A 15,894-nucleotide genomic window follows, 5' to 3' on the forward strand; every position below is an offset into this window, starting at 1 on the left:
AAAAATGGACAAACAACAGCAACCAACACTTGAAGCTTACTTGGAACGCGCACAAAACCCCGAGGATGATATTGGAAATATTGAAGAGATGTCCCCCCAAGAGCTGAACGCGCTGAGAAACAATGAATCCGCAACCGTTGCGGCCGGCAGCGGCAATAATGAAGACAGCAATGGTGGAAACGAAAATAATGACGGCAGTGGCGACAACTTTAATTTTGCCGAAGACGAAGAACGCGTTTCCGTTCGTCCGATTCTGATCAGCGAAGAAATGAAATCTTCGTACATTCAATACGCGATGAGCGTGATTGTCGGTCGTGCGCTTCCGGATGCCCGCGACGGCTTAAAGCCGGTTCACCGCCGGATTATGTTCTCCATGAACGAAACCGGAATCACATCCGATAAACCCTACCGTAAGTCGGCGCGTGTGGTCGGAGATGTTTTGGGTAAATACCATCCGCACGGCGATTCGTCAGTGTACGACGCGATTGTCCGGATGGTTCAGGACTTTTCATTGCGCTACCCGCTCATTGACGGGCAGGGAAACTTCGGATCTATTGACGGTGATTTTGCAGCCGCCATGCGTTATACGGAAGTCCGGATGGATAAAATTTCCAATGAAATGCTCGATGACATCGACAAGGAGACCGTGAATTTTCGGCCCAACTATGATGAATCGCTCAAAGAGCCGGAAGTTCTTCCGGCAAAGCTTCCGAATTTATTGATTAATGGGTCGACCGGAATTGCGGTCGGAATGGCGACGAACATGCCGCCGCATAACTTATCGGAAGTGGTGGACGCGGCCGTCATGCTCATTGACAACCCCGACGCCGACGCGCCGGAATTGATGACGGTCATCAAAGGTCCGGATTTCCCCACCGGTGCCGTGATTTTAGGAAACGAAGGTGCTGCGCAGGCTTACAAAACCGGTCGCGGAAGCGTCCGAATTCAAGCGGTGTCTTCCATTGAGGACATGAAAAACGACCGCCAAAGAATTGTCGTGACAGAATTGCCTTACATGGTCAACAAGGCCCGGCTGATTGAAAACATTGCGGAATTGGTCCGAGACAAAAAAATTACGGGTATTTCCGACATGCGGGATGAGTCTGACCGGGACGGAATCCGCGTGGTTATGGAACTGTCGCGCGGCACAAACGCGGAAGTGTTGCTCAACCAGCTTTACAAACACACCCAACTTCAAACCAGCTTTGGCATCATCAATTTGGCGATTGTTGACGGTGTCCCGCGGGTGATGGGACTGCGCCAAATCTTGAAAGTTTATTTAAAGCACCGGATGGATGTGGTGCAGAAGCGGACCCTTTATGATTTAAGAATGGCCCGAGAGCGGGAACACATCCTCAACGGTTTAAAAATCGCGATTGATCACATTGATGAAGTGATTGAACTCATCAAGGCCTCCAATGACGCGCAAATCGCACGGGAAGGACTGATCCGCCTTTATGGCCTGGACGAAATCCAAGCGAAAGCGATTTTAGAAATGCGGCTTCAGCGGTTGACCGGCCTTGAAATCCAAAAAATTATCGACGAACTCGACGAACTCCGCCAAAAAATCATTGACCTCAATAAGATTATTGAAAGCGAGGAGATCAAATACGGAATCATCCGCACCGAACTTTTGGAAATCAAGGATAAGTACGGAGATGAACGCCGCTCCAAAATTATTCACGGCGGCTTTGACGTTGACAACGAAGATTTAATCCAGCGGGAAGATGTCGTCATCACGATGACGAATCACGGTTACATCAAACGCATCCCGGTGAGCACTTATTCCCGGCAAAACCGTGGCGGAAAAGGAATTATTGGAATGGAAACAAAAGAAGAAGACATTGTTGAAAGTTTGTTTGTTTCATCCACGCACAATTATATTCTCTTTTTCACGAACAAAGGACGTGTTTATTGGAAGAAAGGATATGAGATTCCGGAAGGAAGCCGGACATCCAAGGGCAAATCCATTGTCAATTTCTTAGACCTTAAAGAGAATGAATCTGTCACGGCAACCATTCCGGTTTCCAAATTCAGCAGCGACCGATTCTTGTTGATGGCGACCAAAGAAGGAATTGTGAAGAAGACGGCGCTTTCGGAATTCTCCAACCCGAGAAAGACCGGCATCATCGCGACAACTTTGGCCGACAATGATGAATTGGTGAATGTGGTTTTGACAAACGGAAACGATGAAGTCGTCATGGTTTCCCGGGCCGGAAAATCCGTCCGGTTCCACGAATCCGAAGTTCGTGACATGGGGCGTTCCGCCCGTGGTGTAATCGGCATGCGCCTGTCCAAAGAAAACGATTGCGTTGTGAGCGTGGATGTGGTTAACCCGTCCGAAGCGCTTCTCACCATTACGGAAAACGGCTTTGGAAAAATCAGTCCGTTTGACGCGTATGTCACAAAGCACCGGGGCATTCAGGGCGTCATGACCATTGTGACCAATGAAAGAAATGGTCCGGTCGTTGCCGTCAAATCGGTCGGCAAACAAGATGAACTGATAATTACCAGCGCGGAAGGAATTGTAATTCGGGTCGGCGCAGGCGACATTCGAGAACAGGGACGAAATACACAAGGCGTTCGCATCATGAAAATGAGTGAAGGCGACATGGTTGTCGGTGTGGCATGTGTCAAGCCGGCGGAAAAAGAGGAAGAGGCAGACTCGGAACCAAAATCCGAATCTGTACACGGCATGAATTCCGATTTAAAACCGGAATCGGACCCTGAGATTTTGGACTTAAATAATGAAGAAGAATAATTCATTTTTGAATACTTCTTCTCATTTTTATTTTTATCCGTTTCTTTTTTATTTTAGTGCCGCCGTCGCGCGTTATGGCGGCAAATTATTCTGTTTTTCAAAAAAATCGAGAAGCCGGTTTTTAAATATACTTTTTAATTTTTCATTTTATTTTTTAATTTATTTATTTCTTCATTTCATCCCGTCTCATTTTATAGAAATATTATAATAAAATTTATATCATTTTGCAGATATTTTGATAACTATAGGTTTATGAATCCGATTGAAAAATGATGGATTAAATGAATTTGGAGGGAGAATTATGGTTGATTTATCAACTCTTCGTTTTGGAAATGAACTCATTCATCATGGTTTTGAAAAGCTGGGAGCCGGCGGCGTGATTATGGGCGTCAGCACGCCCGAACAAGCATTGATTGCACAAGACTGTGGCGCGATTGCGGTCATGGTGACGGATTCCATGTCGGCGGATTCACGTGCCAGAAGCGGTGTCATGCGTATGGCCAATGTGGAAACGGTGGAAGCGGTTTTAGCGTCTGTGTCCGTTCCGGTGATGGGCATGGTGCGTCTTGGTCATTTTGTGGAGGCGGAAATTTTGCAGGCGCTGGGCGTCGGCATGATTGACGAGTCGGAAGCGTTGTCGCCGGTCAGTTTTGATTCCGTCATTGATAAAACAAAATTTTCCGTTCCGTTTATTTCCGGCGCGACCAATTTGGGTGCGGCGCTTTGGTCGGTGTCCACCGGCTCCATGATGATTCGGGTGTCGGGACAAGCCGGCAGCGGCAATATTTCCGGCGTCGTTCAGAGTCAGTTTCAAATCATGAAACGGTTGGCGGAGCTTTCCGAAAAAACGGAAGAAGAGCGGGCGGCTTATGCGACGTCTAAAAAAATCCCGTTGGACCTTTTGACGGAAGCCGTGAACATGCGGCGGTTGCCGGTTCTTAATTACGCGGCCGGCGGGATTGCAACGCCTGCGGATGCCGCGCTTATGATGAAACTCGGCTGCGACGGGGTTTTTGTCGGCTCCGGAATTTTTAAAGCGGAAAATCCGGAATGGATGGGAAAAGCAATTGTGGACGCCGTGAAAAATTATGACAAGCCGGCCGTCTTGGCAAAAATATCCAAAGGAATCGGCAGCGGAATGCGTGGTGCCGAGCCGGAAAAGAAAGGATAAAAGAAGTGAAAGAAAGAATTTTTTAAAAAAACCGCTTTTCATTTTTTTGGGAAAATGGAAGCGGTTTTAAATCAAAAGAAGCAGAATTATTTTTGCAAAATACGGGTCTAAGATATGGGTGAATTCTTTGAGCGCAAAAAGAATTGCCAGGATGACAATGATTATTTTTGTCGACAGAAAAATGGCCCAATAAAGAAGAGGAACTTTGACTTTTTTCCCTTGAACTCTCATTTTCGGCATAATTTTCACGTAAAATTTAAAATATTTTAAAAAAAATGATGAATTTTAAAAAAATAATGAATTTCAAGGGATTCATGCGATTGAAAAAATTTATAGATTTCATTTAAAAGATATTTCATGATGAAAGAATCTGAATGATTTAATTTTTTCCGGAATCAGAGTAAATATTGACCAACATGCCTTTTGTCAATGAACACTCTATTAAATCGCGAAATTGCTGTTTGTCAAGATGCAATTGCTTTTGCATGGAGGATAAAAGACTTTCATCATATTCATGAAGACCATGGCTGATTTTTGTTTGAATTTCCGTCCGGCGGCCACCTGAATCCAAATAATAATAGTTTTTATGGTCGTCTCCCAAATCTTCTTCAAATCCTTTCCGTTTTAAAGCGGAAGCTATTTTTCGAGTTTTGTAGATCATGCTTCCACCGCATAAGATTGAATGAGTTTTTTGAACCGAAGACCACTTGGAGACAGTCTGTTTTCATGAATTAAAACATAATTTTTCCAAAGCGAGAGGAAATATTGTTCCATATCCAAAACCGCTTTTTCAAAATCCGAATCAAATGAAAACATTTTCAATTCATCATTTTCAAGGATGTAGCGATTGTTTTCAAATCGGACATTTAGTTTGAGCGGTTGAATCAGTTTCAACGGAATGGAATCTGAAAAATCTTCCAGTTCAAATGAAAACGGTATTTGTTGAACTTGAAACATTTCCATAATATTTTTGGTCATTGTATCTTGCATCATAATTTTTACAAAATATGTAAATTTATAAATACTTTCTGATTTTCTTTTGAAAATATATAAAATTATTTTGATAAATATGATTCATTAATTATGATTCTTAATTATGATTCATTAAAAATCATTATTTAAAGACAGAATAAATTTCAATCAATTTTTCTTTTGTCAAGAAACAGTGAATTAAATCTTCAAATTGATGATGATTCAGTCTCAATTGTTTCTTCATTTGACTCAATAAATCCCGGTCATATTCCATATTTCCATGACTTGTGTATGTCCGAATCATCGAATTTTCACTAAAATAATAATATTTGTGTTGGCCGCACCTTTTTTCTAAAAAACCTTTCCTTTTTAATGCGGATTCAATCTCCCTGGCCTTATAAGACATCGTATTCCTCCGCATAAGATTGGAGTTTCATTTTAAAATCAATGTCAGTTGGATGTAATTTCTCTTCGTTTACTTGGACAAAATCCTTCCACAATTCACAAAATTGAAGTTCTATATCTAAAACTGCCGATTTCAAATCCCGGTCAAACGAATATAACTTCAATTCTTCGTTTTTCGCATAATAAACGCCGTCATTTGACATGATGCAAATGTTAAGTGGCCGGATGAATTTAAGCTTTTTTGAAGAAATGAATTCATTGAGTTCGAATATGAATACCACCGACAAACTGTCGGAGCGAACGATATTGTTTTCTTCAACAAAAGATTGAAGCAATTTTTTGTATTCTGCAATTCCCGGTATAAGCTTTTCATTTTTTTCCAAGACATAATGTTCCCACATGCAGTAAACATGAAATTCCAGATCCAAAATGGCGATTTTCAAATCTTTGTGGTGGGAAAAGAGATTGAGTTCCTCATTTTCAACAATGTAATACTCCCCCGTATGGATGATGTTGAGTTTGAGCGGTTTTTTTAACCGAAGCAAAACGAAGAGATTGGAAAATGTTTCGTGTTCAAACGAAAATGAGACGGGCTGAATTTGAAACATTTCCATCGGGACTTGTGTCATTGTATCTTGCATCATAATTTTTACAAAATATGTAAATTTATAAATACTTTCTGATTTTCTTTTAAGAATATATAAAAATCATTTATATTTATAGTTTTCATAGACAAACAACGGCAAAAAGAATCATTTTTGCTGAATCGGAGTTAAAAAACATATTTTGTATAATTTAACGGTCTAAATTTAACATCGTTGTTATCTAGGAGATAAACAAAAATGGTTTTGTTGGATTTTAACAGATTCGTTTTTAATCATAAATTAAGTTCCAGGCATATGAATCTGAAATGATTTTAAATGAATTAAAATGAAAAAAATCATTGAAAATTGCAGGAGTTGACAGATTATGAACCTCTATCGAATATGGACAGGTATTTCATTTCTTGTATTGTGTATTTTCATTTACATTTGTTTAAGCGATAAGTCGGCTTTTTATTATCTGCCACAGTTGTGCATGATTGTTTTAATTTTTGTTTCTTCTTTCTTTTCCGGCAAAGAATACAAATCATCCGTTTGGACAATTATTTTCAATGTGACTGTTGCTTTTTTATGGATCATTTTCATAACTTACATCAAGCATTCAGATCTGTTGGATCCAAATGATCCCTATTCATTGGAACGGTTTGTTTATGTTTTAGGAACCGTGGCAATGACCGGTCTGATTGTATTTTTGCTCATGATGAATACATATTACCCGAAAAAAATAAGAAGCCTGAAAATAAAGATATTGAAACAAGAAAAACAGGATCAAGAAAAAGTAAATCATAAAACTGAATGTGAAAAACATAAAACTGAATGTGAAAAACATAAAACAAAATGTGAAAAACATAAAACAAAATGAAAAACATAAACAAAATGTGAAAAATGCAGAGGAAGGGAGTCGAACCCCTGAACGCCTACGCGAATAGATCTTGAGTCTATCACCGTTGACCACTTGGTTACCTCTGCAAATGAAAAAGTTTTATTTTTCTAAAAAAGGCAATCCAAATTGCAGGTTAAAAAACGATTTTTAATATAAATAAGTTATGATGGGCGGACATTTCATTTCAATCATTTTTTTAAAATTTCCATATTTTTTCATATTTATTCATATTTATTCATATTTTTCCCCAATTTTTCATCTTTACATGAAAAATTGGAGAATGAAATACAAAATCCCGGAAAAAAGCCCGCCAATTCCGGTTGAAATAAGATTCACACTGCTGTTTGTTAAAATTCCTTTCTTTTGCAAAGTTGCCCCAAGAAGGCTGTCGATATTGGTTCCCAAAAAACCGCCGACGATGGCAACCAAAAGAGCAAGCGGTAAGGATTCAACCATTCCGAAAAAGAAAGCCAAAAGGCCGATAATTCCGGAACCTAAGAAAGCTGCGCCTTCCCCAAGCAAACTGACGCCGCCATCTTGCCCAACTTTCGCGCGCTTGAATGTGGTAATCATGTATGTCGGTCCTTTGGACGTCGTTCCGATTTCACTTGCCATCGTGTCTCCCGTGGCGGTCGCAACCGCGCCGATATACGCAAAAGTGATGGGAACAGACAGCCAATCATAAGCCGGATACTGTGTCAGAACGCCAAACATCACGGCGAGAATGAGCGCGAAAAAGCTGTTCGCAAAAACATTTTCATAACTCCTGATTCCATTTTTGGATTCGGCCAGCCCGATAGATGCTTTGTACTTGATTTTGTATTTTGTAAATCCACCGCCGAGAATGAAAAACGCAACTAAGAGGATGTACCATTCAATCCCGCTGAACAAGATGATGAGAATGCCTAAAATCGCGGCGCTGAAAAGCGCGGAAAGGTCCGCAATTTTGGAGCGGTAGGCTAAAAAAGCCAACACAACCGAGAAAACGGCAGCGATGAGGGTTTGATTCCAAGGCGTCTCGTAGCCGAAAAGAAACAAAAGCCACATGGAAAAAACAGAGCCGAAGAACATGGAAACATTTTTGTCCATTTTCGACGGGATGGACTCAAACAAACTACCGACCAACGCGCCGATGAGCGAAATAAAAAGCAAGTGATTCAAAAGTTCAGGTGCCATTCCACCGAAAAGATCAAAACCACTGCTTGCGCCACCGGTAATGTAGAGAATCCACCAGCCGGTCAAAAAGGCGGCCGCCACGCGCAGAACAATTAATGCCAACTCATAAAGAAGAGACGCGTTTTGGAACCGTTCCGAGTGATCCCAATCAAAAGAAAGCGTCACCGGATGTGTCAGCGAATAAAAAGAACGTGAACTCAAAAGAGCAATGGCAAATCCTTGAAACAAAAGATAAGATTCAAATGAAAAATGAAATAAATCAAATGCCAAAACCGCTAAAAATCCAAATGTTAAAACGATGACGAAAGACTGGAAATCATTTCTCATCCTTTTGATTTGAGAATCATCCGTAATTCCAAAAAAGTGAGCCGTAAATTCTATGAACGGGGTGAGGGACAAAACGGAAAGCAGCAAAAATAACAGAAAAAAGTTACCGGCCGACAAAAATGGAGCCGCGAAAATGAGCAAAAATCCAAACGCGTATTTCATCCCGTAAAAAAACTTACAGGACAAAATATCTCTTTTTGAAAAAACGGGTTCGCTCATGTTCTCACTTTCGTTTTGATTTTTGGGTTCCATTCGTTTTAATTTGGCGCATTTTAAATTCGTGCATTTTAAATTCGTGCATTTTAAATTCGTGCAAGATTCGTGCAAGATTCGTGCATTTTAAATTCATACGAAAATTCATGCTTCTGCAAGATTCATGCAGAAATTCACATTTAATAAAATACTCAAATTCTGTTTTTCCTATTTATAACATTGCAGGAAAAAGAAGATTAAAGGCTTACCATTTTATTCTATCAATTCGTTTAACGAAATCAAAATCAAAAATCAAATACACAATATTTATCAAAAAATTTAAAAAATCATATTTTCAGGGATGGGGGGAATATTTTATGACAGATTTACGGATGCCGGAGAAAAAACCGGAACTTCTAGCGCCGGCCGGGACGCTGCTTGCGTTAATCGCCGGCGTTGAAAATGGCGCCGACGCGATTTATTTAGGTGCGTCTCGGTTTAACGCGCGCGCTTATGCCGGAAACTTTTCGGACGATGAAATCCAAATCGGGATGGATTTCGCGCATGCGTTCGGGAAAAAAATATTTGTGACATTAAACACGCTTTTTCGGGACGACGAACTGGACGATGTCATGAAATTATTTTTTGAGCTGTACGAGAGAGGTGTTGATGCCGTTATTTTGCAGGATTTGGGATTTTTGAATTTGCTGCAAAAATGTCCGGACATTCCCATTGAGCTTCACGCCAGCACGCAAATGACCGTCCACAACTCTTACCACGCTTCTTTTTTGAAAGGAAAAGGAATTTCAAGAATTGTTCCCGCCCGGGAAAATACTCTTTCCGAACTGTCCTCCATAAAGGAATCCGGTATTGAAATTGAAACATTTATTCACGGCGCACTTTGCATTTGCTACTCCGGACAGTGCTTGTTCAGCGGAACCGTTGGCGGTCGCAGCGGAAACCGCGGACAGTGCGCGCAACCGTGCCGGAAAAAATACACTCTTGCGGCGGATGGCAGAAATATGGCAACCGACGGCAAATATCTTATCAGCCCGCGAGACCTCAACGCATCAGAGGAATTGCATCAGCTCATCGACATCGGCGTCGATTCTTTTAAAATCGAAGGGCGCATGAAAAAATCGGAATATGTGGCAGGGGTTGTCTCCGTCTACCGGAAAATCATCGACCGGTACATTTCTCTGGATCGGAATTTTGACTCCAAAAGAAAAGAAAAAGGACAAGCCGTCAGACAATCCGCCGGACCAACTGCCGGAAAAACCGCCGGCCCGACCAAAGAAGAAAAAGAAATATTAAAGAAACTTTTCAACCGTGATTTTACGAGCGGATATTTTGTCAAAAATCCGAAAAACGAGCTGATGAGCCGGAGACTTCCGTACAATAAAGGAATTCTCATTGGAAAAGTCACCGCAATCGACCCGGATCGGGAACAAATCAGCGTTCTTTTGTCGGCATCTTTGTCGTCCCAAGATGGAATTTCCGTCGGAGATGTCGGGCGGGAAACCGACTTTTCAAAAGACCCGCGGCAAGGCTTTTTAGTGAAAAAGATGTATGTGTCCCGAAAAATAGTCAACCTTGCAAACGATGGCGAAACGGCCAATATTATCGCGCCGGTTCTTTTCAGCGGCGATGAAGAGGATTTCCCAAAAATCGGGGATTTCGTCTACAAAACATCGGACTTTAATCTTCAAAAGGAAATCCAAAAAACATTGCCGGAAATGCAAGAGGAAGACATCCGAGCCGGTATCAAAAACGCAAACCTCAATTCCAAATCCGAGCCGGAAAAAACAAAAGCAATTATGGAATGGATTGAAAAATTAGCGCCGCCGATTCCGATTCAAATTCCAATTCATATCAGCTGTGAAATCCGGGTCGGTGTCCCGATAAAAATTGCGGCAAAGGACGAAGACGGAAACGAAATTCAAATCGAATCGGAATATATTGTGCAGCCCGCTCAAAAAAATCCGTTTTCAAAAGAGCAGGCGGAGGACATTTTGTCCAAACCCGCAAGTCCCATCTACTCCGTTTTATCAGCCGCTGTTGACCTGACCGGAGATTGTTTTGTTCCGGTCGGTGTTCTCAAAGAAACACGAAATAAAGCACTGATGGAACTTTTAAGCGCACGGGTCGGCCGGTCAAGACCGGACCAGCAAAGTGTTTTGGAAACACAAGCTGTCTTTTTCCAAAAAATAGAATATGAAAATCAAACTCAAAATGCAAATCAAAATGCAAACCAAACTCAAAATGCAAATCAAAATGCAAACCAAATCAATTTGGAATTGAGCGGTCGGTCTTTGGAAAAACCGCTTTTGCTCACCGTGTCGGCCTACACAAAAGAGGATGTAAAGGGTGCACTTGCCGCCGGCGCCGACCGGATTTATGTCGGAGGCGATATATTTTCCGATCCGCTGACCGGAGAAAATTACGGGCTGAGTCCCGATGACATCCGAGAATTGATTTTGGAAATAGACCCGCAAGATGTTGAAAAAATTTGGCTCAAAACATCGTTTGTCACCAAAGAAGAGGACTTTGATGTCCTTTACAAAACCTTGTTTGAGTTCTCCGGCCTTGGAATTTCCGGAATTTTAGCGTCCAATCCGGGTGTCTATTATTTTGTCCAGACCAAATTAAACGAAAAATTCAATATCGGAACAGATGGCGCATTCAATATATTCAATGCCCGTGCCGCGGAAATGATGTCCGACGAAGGTGCTTCTTTTATCACACTATCATCCGAACTTTCCATAAAAGACATTGCAGCTCTGTCGGAAAACTTAAAGATGCGGGGAAAATATGCGGATGCGAATCTGGAATGCATTGTCCACGGCCGCGGACGTTTGATGGTGACTGAGCATCCGCTTTTGGAAACTTTGCTGAAGGATAAAGAAAAGGAAAACGAAAAAGTCCGCCATAAAAATGACCGGTGTTTGGAAGACCAAAAAATATTCCGGTACACGCTTGCGGATTCTAAAGACTTTGTCTTCCCGGTTTTAGCGGATACGCATGGACGAACATTTATTTTTAATTCCAAAGAACTCAACGCATATGATTTGTTGCCGAAATTAAAAAAATCCGGAATCACCGCCTTTAGAATTGACGGCGTCGGACACACCCCGGATGAAATCAAGGAATTGGTCACCCGTTACAAAAAAGAAATCGAAAGAATAGAAAGCCAGGTCGAAATTTTGGAAACCGGAAATGATTCGGAAGAATCCAAGGACGGCGCCGAGTTTACCCGGGGAAATTTTATCCGCGGGGTTTATTAAATAGATTTAAAAGAGAAAAAAGAAGAAAACAAAAGTAAAAAAACCCGATTCTCGAGCTTTTTTACTTTCATATTTTTTAGTTTAAGATTTCATCTTTAATTTTCTTTAGTTTTTTTATATCATATTTTATTTTCACATTTTTTATTTTCATTTTTAATTCTTCATCCTTCATTTTTGACAGGATTTCCACAAGTCGAAGGCTTCGACCACTTCGTATCCTTCAACAAAAACAAAGCCGTGTTTTTTCCCGTAATTTTTCGCGTCTTCTTTTGATAGCGCCTGCCCGTTTGTATCGTCCAGCATTTCACAAACCACCATCGCCGGATTGGCGCCGGCCATCATTGCCAAAGCAATGGAGAGTTCGGTTTGTCCGCGGCGGACATCCAAAAGACCCTCTGCCGCACGAAGCGTCGCGGTATGTCCGGGCGTTCGAAATTCGGACGCGAACTCTACCGAGTCTCCTGCATCTGTTTTTTTGGTCATTTCGCCGAGACGGTTGATTGTAAAGGCCCGGTCGTTATCGGGAATTCCGGTCCGGTTTTGCCGGTGGTTGACCCAGATTGAAAAGGAAGATTTTTTGTCATATTGAATGTCGCCTTCCCGCTCCACAACGGTTCCGATATCCAGTTTTGCATTCGGGTTTGTTGCCGCCGCATTAACAACGTCCGCCATAAACGGAAGTTTCATCGTTTTTGCGGCATTCGGGCCGATGGCGACACAAATAAGACCGCCGCCATCTTTTCTCATACGGCAGACATCCGCGGGTGTCACGGCGGTTGCGCTGATGACAAAATCAGTTTCCCCTTCCCGTTTATCAGAATCATAAAGAAGGAAAAAACGGCCTTCTTGGACAGCGCAAAGCGCTTGCTTTATGTTTTTGGAATATTCCGGTCCCCATAAATTCGGACAGCAGCCTGCGGAACCAACATCTGAAGATGTGGAAGATGTAGATTTTTGAACCATATTTTTTCCTTCTGATTGAAAAATGAAAATGAAAATGAAAATGATAAAATTGAAATGAACGAAATTGAAAATTAGAATCATGGACAAGCAGATTTTCCGACGAACACGGAGACGTCGTCCCCGTCTTTGAGGTCCAGCGTTTCTCGCAGGTTCACCGGCGCAATGATTTCAAGCAAATCTTCTTGGTAATGTGTCCGTTCCGGAACAATAATGGCGCAGCTGACACCTCGAATTTCGGAGGGATAGCAGTAACCCTCTCCAAATGTTCGTCCGCCGTCGGAAAATCCGTTGATTTTAACGGACGGCATTTCTTTTAATTTTTTTCGATGCGGGAGACAGTATTCCCGGACGCGGACGTTGAGCGTTCCCGGATAAGGCTGAAAACATAATTTTTCTTCAAATTGTTTCCGGTACCCGTCAATGGAAATATAATATTTACCTTCCCCGACTCCGGAAACAATGGTGCCGTCGATATCAATGGTTTGTACGGCATCGAAAATTTTCTTGTAGTCCGCAAATTCCAATTCCAAAAGCTTCAGGCCGCCGGGACGAATCATGATATTTTGTCCGGTGCCGGTGATTTCGCGGCCGATAAGACCGTCGTCTTCTAAAATTTTCAAGTTGCGGGAAATGGTTTTATCGCTTGTCTGCAATTCATTTTCCAAATCTTTGACCGAAATTTTGACGGACTTTTTGCCGCAACCGAGAAGCGCAAGCATTTTTAAATATCTGATTTGGTCCAAAGGATCGTCCCTTCTTTAAAATAATTGAAATAATATTTTAGAAATAATCTCAAATTTAAGATGTGTCTCAAATATGAGATAGGCATTCTATTAATAGTTTTATATTTGAAAAATCGGCAAAATCAAAAAAATAGAGATTTTACAATTCAAATAATATTTCAACATATTTCAAAAGGATTTCAAATATATTTTCAAATAATATTTCAAAAGGATTTCAAACAAGATTTCAACATATTTCAAAAGATTTCAATATATTTTCAAATAATATTTCAAAAGGATTTCAAACAAGATTTCAAATACTATTCGTGCAATTGTTCTGTTTTAAAATTGATTGTTCAATTTTTCAGGTGAATTCACAATGATAAATACAAATACAGATGACTTTAAAGAAGAAGTGGACAGCGTTGAAGAGGTCCAATCGGAAGAAAATATTTCCGAAGAATCCGGATCCGATTCGAATTCAGAATCCGAATTCGGAGAAATTGAATTAAAATGCCCGTCTTGTTCACCGCAGGATGAGACGTGGCACCAAATCATTAAATCGGGGCAGAGTCCTGTGGCACGCTGCATGGATTGCGGACAAATTAACAGTTACCGGATCAGCCGCCCGAAGAAGAAAACACTCAAAATTATTGTCAGCCAGATGGAAAACACCACTGTCTTTCAAACCACTTTTAACGAAGAAGAGCGGTTTTTCGTGGACGATGAAATCATTGTCGATGACGACATTTCCGGGACAGCGTATCCGATTGTGATTACGTCGCTTGGAATGAAAGAACAAAAAAGACCGGCCGCCTTTGCAAAAGATTTAGATACGATTTGGGGACGCGCAATCGATGAAGTGACCGTGAAAATTGCCATTCAGGACAAAGACATCACCAAATCATTTGACCAAAAGGTGCCGGGAGACTTTTCTTACATCGTCGGGCAAAATGTCAAAATCGACGGAAAAACCTATCCGATTGTCTCCATTAAAATCAGAGGCGGTGGATTCCGCTCAAAAGCGGGGGAAACGGTTTTGGCAAAAAAAATCAAACGGGTTTACGCCAAAAAACCGCACCGCATGTACGACAGCGGGAAGCGGGAAAACCGGTAAAATAAATGGATGAAAGAAATATTCAAGAATCGATGGATTTCATTTTTTCATATTTTTTCTTTCATATTTTTACATTTTTTTCTTTCATATTTTTACATTTTTTTCTTTCATATTTTTACATTTTTTTCTTTCATATTTTTACATTTTTTTGTTTTTTCTTTTTTGTGTTGTGCCACCGCGCGCGTTATGGCGGCAAATTCTTTAAAATTTTTGACAAAAACGATGAGGCGGCTTTTTTTAATTTTATAATCCCGGCGATTGTTTACTATTTTTAGGATTGCTGCATTTCCATCAACATATCTATTCGTAATAACAATTCCGAAAAATTCGGACGCGGGAACGCGTCCGAATTTTTGAAAGGGTTTGTTTGATTAGGATTATAATTGCTTTTTTGTTTTGCTTTTTTGAAAAACAGCCGATTAATTTTGCTTATTTTTGACCTTTTGTTCCGATTTTAAAAACGGAACGAATTTCATCGGTCACCAAATCCCAAAGGCCGGCAGCCATGTCCATTGTTTCGGGAAGCAATTTCAAGGTAACGTATGCCAAAACGATGAGTATGATCATGGATCCCGCTTTTGCGATGTAGTGGTGCGCAATAACAAAACTGTCCGCGCCAAACCACATGTCTCCGTAAGCAATCACCACAAAAACATTACGCAGCAGATTAAGAATGTAAATCACCGGAACGGTCAGCAAAAACGCAAATACTTTGTTTTTCGTATTTGAGGTCCGGACCGACAAAACAAGTCCTGTAAAAAAAGCAATGCTTTCAATGGCGGTGCATGCCAAAATAATAGTCACGGAAATGCCGTTGTATGAAATGGAATTGTATGCCGTATGAATCGCACCGTAGCCAAGCAGATTCAAAAGAGCGGTGGTCTGCGTTGCCACCATATCAATTAAAAAATAATTGACAGGCTCAATCATTTTAAACGGCATATAGATGATGCAAACCAAAGCGACCAGCTTGGTAACGTCAAAGAACAGGCGCACTTTTTTCTCCAATTCTTGGGAAACAGGATTTTGCGGGTCGGCCTCCCGGATTTTATTTTTAAAAGTCCGGCCGGCAAAAACCGCTAAAATCATACAGAAAAGGAAAAGGAGAAGGATGAGAACGATATTGGTAAAGTCTGAAATTTCATAATAATGCGAGATGAGAGACAGCCAATAAAAGCCGAATAAAATCCAAGCGACACCACAAAGAACCTCAAAGATCTTTTTTTCCTTGTACAGCAAAAGGGAAACAATCATCAAAGCGATTGAAATCCAAAATAATTCGTTTTCCAAGATTATTCTCCTGTTTTGTTTTTAATTAT

The 15,894-nt window shown here is 41.0% G+C and carries 14 protein-coding genes and 1 tRNA gene; 5 read left to right on the forward strand and 10 right to left on the reverse strand.

The window, feature by feature from the left end; genetic code table 11:
• Positions 1 to 4 precede the first annotated feature (4 nt).
• Together gyrA and MsAm2_RS06220 are read left to right on the forward strand one after the other, a co-directional pair.
• Positions 5 to 2,761, forward strand: coding sequence for a DNA gyrase subunit A (gene gyrA, locus MsAm2_RS06215; RefSeq protein ID WP_338097397.1), 2,757 nt, complete (start codon positions 5 to 7; stop codon positions 2,759 to 2,761).
• A 301-nt stretch (positions 2,762 to 3,062) separates the two neighbouring features.
• Positions 3,063 to 3,932 carry a beta/alpha barrel domain-containing protein gene (locus MsAm2_RS06220; protein WP_338097398.1) on the forward strand — a complete coding sequence of 290 codons (870 nt, stop codon included), beginning with the start codon at positions 3,063 to 3,065 and terminating at the stop codon, positions 3,930 to 3,932.
• Between the two features lie 66 nt (positions 3,933 to 3,998).
• Here MsAm2_RS06220 and MsAm2_RS06225 read toward each other — a convergent pair whose 3' ends face one another.
• The 5 genes from MsAm2_RS06225 to MsAm2_RS06245 form a co-directional block, all read right to left on the reverse strand.
• Positions 3,999 to 4,172 carry a hypothetical protein gene (locus MsAm2_RS06225; RefSeq protein ID WP_338097399.1) on the reverse strand — a complete coding sequence of 58 codons (174 nt, stop codon included), beginning with the start codon at positions 4,170 to 4,172 and terminating at the stop codon, positions 3,999 to 4,001.
• Between the two features lie 139 nt (positions 4,173 to 4,311).
• On the reverse strand, positions 4,312 to 4,593 hold the full coding sequence (locus tag MsAm2_RS06230; protein WP_338097400.1) for a hypothetical protein: 282 nt from the start codon (positions 4,591 to 4,593) through the stop codon (positions 4,312 to 4,314).
• Positions 4,590 to 4,925: a hypothetical protein gene (locus tag MsAm2_RS06235; protein WP_338097401.1), complete on the reverse strand. Its 336-nt coding sequence runs from the start codon at positions 4,923 to 4,925 to the stop codon at positions 4,590 to 4,592. Before MsAm2_RS06235 ends, MsAm2_RS06230 begins: the two co-directional genes overlap by 4 nt.
• Before the next feature lie 374 nt (positions 4,926 to 5,299).
• Positions 5,300 to 5,953 (reverse strand): hypothetical protein, encoded by a 654-nt coding sequence (locus MsAm2_RS06240; RefSeq protein WP_338097402.1) that lies wholly within the window; start codon positions 5,951 to 5,953, stop codon positions 5,300 to 5,302.
• Positions 5,954 to 6,367: 414 nt separating this feature from the next.
• Complete coding sequence (locus MsAm2_RS06245; protein WP_338097403.1) at positions 6,368 to 6,496, reverse strand: hypothetical protein; 129 nt, start codon at positions 6,494 to 6,496, stop codon at positions 6,368 to 6,370.
• A gap of 25 nt (positions 6,497 to 6,521) precedes the next feature.
• Here MsAm2_RS06245 and MsAm2_RS06250 point away from each other — a divergent pair, with 25 nt between their 5' ends.
• Complete coding sequence (locus MsAm2_RS06250) at positions 6,522 to 6,773, forward strand: hypothetical protein (protein WP_338097404.1); 252 nt, start codon at positions 6,522 to 6,524, stop codon at positions 6,771 to 6,773.
• Positions 6,774 to 6,797: 24 nt separating this feature from the next.
• Here the strand turns inward: MsAm2_RS06250 and MsAm2_RS06255 are convergent.
• Both MsAm2_RS06255 and MsAm2_RS06260 read right to left on the reverse strand, forming a co-directional pair.
• Positions 6,798 to 6,880, reverse strand: a tRNA-Leu gene (locus MsAm2_RS06255).
• Positions 6,881 to 7,055: 175 nt separating this feature from the next.
• Positions 7,056 to 8,549: a DUF92 domain-containing protein gene (locus MsAm2_RS06260; RefSeq protein ID WP_338097405.1), complete on the reverse strand. Its 1,494-nt coding sequence runs from the start codon at positions 8,547 to 8,549 to the stop codon at positions 7,056 to 7,058.
• Positions 8,550 to 8,866: 317 nt separating this feature from the next.
• On the opposite strand from MsAm2_RS06260, the gene MsAm2_RS06265 reads away from it, so the two are divergent.
• Positions 8,867 to 11,773, forward strand: coding sequence for a U32 family peptidase (locus MsAm2_RS06265; RefSeq protein ID WP_338097406.1), 2,907 nt, complete (start codon positions 8,867 to 8,869; stop codon positions 11,771 to 11,773).
• A gap of 168 nt (positions 11,774 to 11,941) precedes the next feature.
• Here the strand turns inward: MsAm2_RS06265 and ribB are convergent, their stop codons facing one another.
• Both ribB and MsAm2_RS06275 read right to left on the reverse strand, forming a co-directional pair.
• Positions 11,942 to 12,736, reverse strand: a complete 795-nt coding sequence (gene ribB / locus MsAm2_RS06270; RefSeq protein ID WP_338097407.1) for a 3,4-dihydroxy-2-butanone-4-phosphate synthase — start codon at positions 12,734 to 12,736, stop codon at positions 11,942 to 11,944.
• A gap of 77 nt (positions 12,737 to 12,813) precedes the next feature.
• Positions 12,814 to 13,479, reverse strand: coding sequence for a winged helix-turn-helix domain-containing protein/riboflavin kinase (locus MsAm2_RS06275; protein ID WP_338097408.1), 666 nt, complete (start codon positions 13,477 to 13,479; stop codon positions 12,814 to 12,816).
• A gap of 358 nt (positions 13,480 to 13,837) precedes the next feature.
• On the opposite strand from MsAm2_RS06275, the gene MsAm2_RS06280 reads away from it, so the two are divergent.
• Positions 13,838 to 14,575: an HVO_0476 family zinc finger protein gene (locus tag MsAm2_RS06280; protein ID WP_338097409.1), complete on the forward strand. Its 738-nt coding sequence runs from the start codon at positions 13,838 to 13,840 to the stop codon at positions 14,573 to 14,575.
• 429 nt (positions 14,576 to 15,004) lie between these two features.
• On the opposite strand, the gene artA is transcribed toward MsAm2_RS06280, so the two are convergent.
• The gene (gene artA, locus MsAm2_RS06285; protein ID WP_338097410.1) at positions 15,005 to 15,865 is read right to left on the reverse strand and encodes an archaeosortase A; all 861 of its coding nucleotides are present in this window, start codon (positions 15,863 to 15,865) and stop codon (positions 15,005 to 15,007) included.
• Positions 15,866 to 15,894: the final 29 nt, after the last annotated feature.

Source organism: Methanolapillus ohkumae, assembly GCF_032594355.1.
Lineage (GTDB): Archaea > Halobacteriota > Methanosarcinia > Methanosarcinales > Methanosarcinaceae > Methanolapillus > Methanolapillus ohkumae.

Coding starts and splice junctions, on each gene's coding strand:
- gyrA (WP_338097397.1), top strand. CDS start 5: ATGGACAAACAACAGCAACCAACACTTGAAGCTTACTTGGAACGCGCA.
- MsAm2_RS06235 (WP_338097401.1), bottom strand. CDS start 4,925: ATGATGCAAGATACAATGACCAAAAATATTATGGAAATGTTTCAAGTT.
- MsAm2_RS06280 (WP_338097409.1), top strand. CDS start 13,838: ATGATAAATACAAATACAGATGACTTTAAAGAAGAAGTGGACAGCGTT.
- MsAm2_RS06260 (WP_338097405.1), bottom strand. CDS start 8,549: ATGGAACCCAAAAATCAAAACGAAAGTGAGAACATGAGCGAACCCGTT.
- MsAm2_RS06230 (WP_338097400.1), bottom strand. CDS start 4,593: ATGATCTACAAAACTCGAAAAATAGCTTCCGCTTTAAAACGGAAAGGA.
- MsAm2_RS06240 (WP_338097402.1), bottom strand. CDS start 5,953: ATGATGCAAGATACAATGACACAAGTCCCGATGGAAATGTTTCAAATT.
- MsAm2_RS06265 (WP_338097406.1), top strand. CDS start 8,867: ATGACAGATTTACGGATGCCGGAGAAAAAACCGGAACTTCTAGCGCCG.
- MsAm2_RS06245 (WP_338097403.1), bottom strand. CDS start 6,496: ATGAAAATGATCCATAAAAAAGCAACAGTCACATTGAAAATAATTGTC.
- MsAm2_RS06220 (WP_338097398.1), top strand. CDS start 3,063: ATGGTTGATTTATCAACTCTTCGTTTTGGAAATGAACTCATTCATCAT.
- ribB (WP_338097407.1), bottom strand. CDS start 12,736: ATGGTTCAAAAATCTACATCTTCCACATCTTCAGATGTTGGTTCCGCA.
- MsAm2_RS06225 (WP_338097399.1), bottom strand. CDS start 4,172: ATGCCGAAAATGAGAGTTCAAGGGAAAAAAGTCAAAGTTCCTCTTCTT.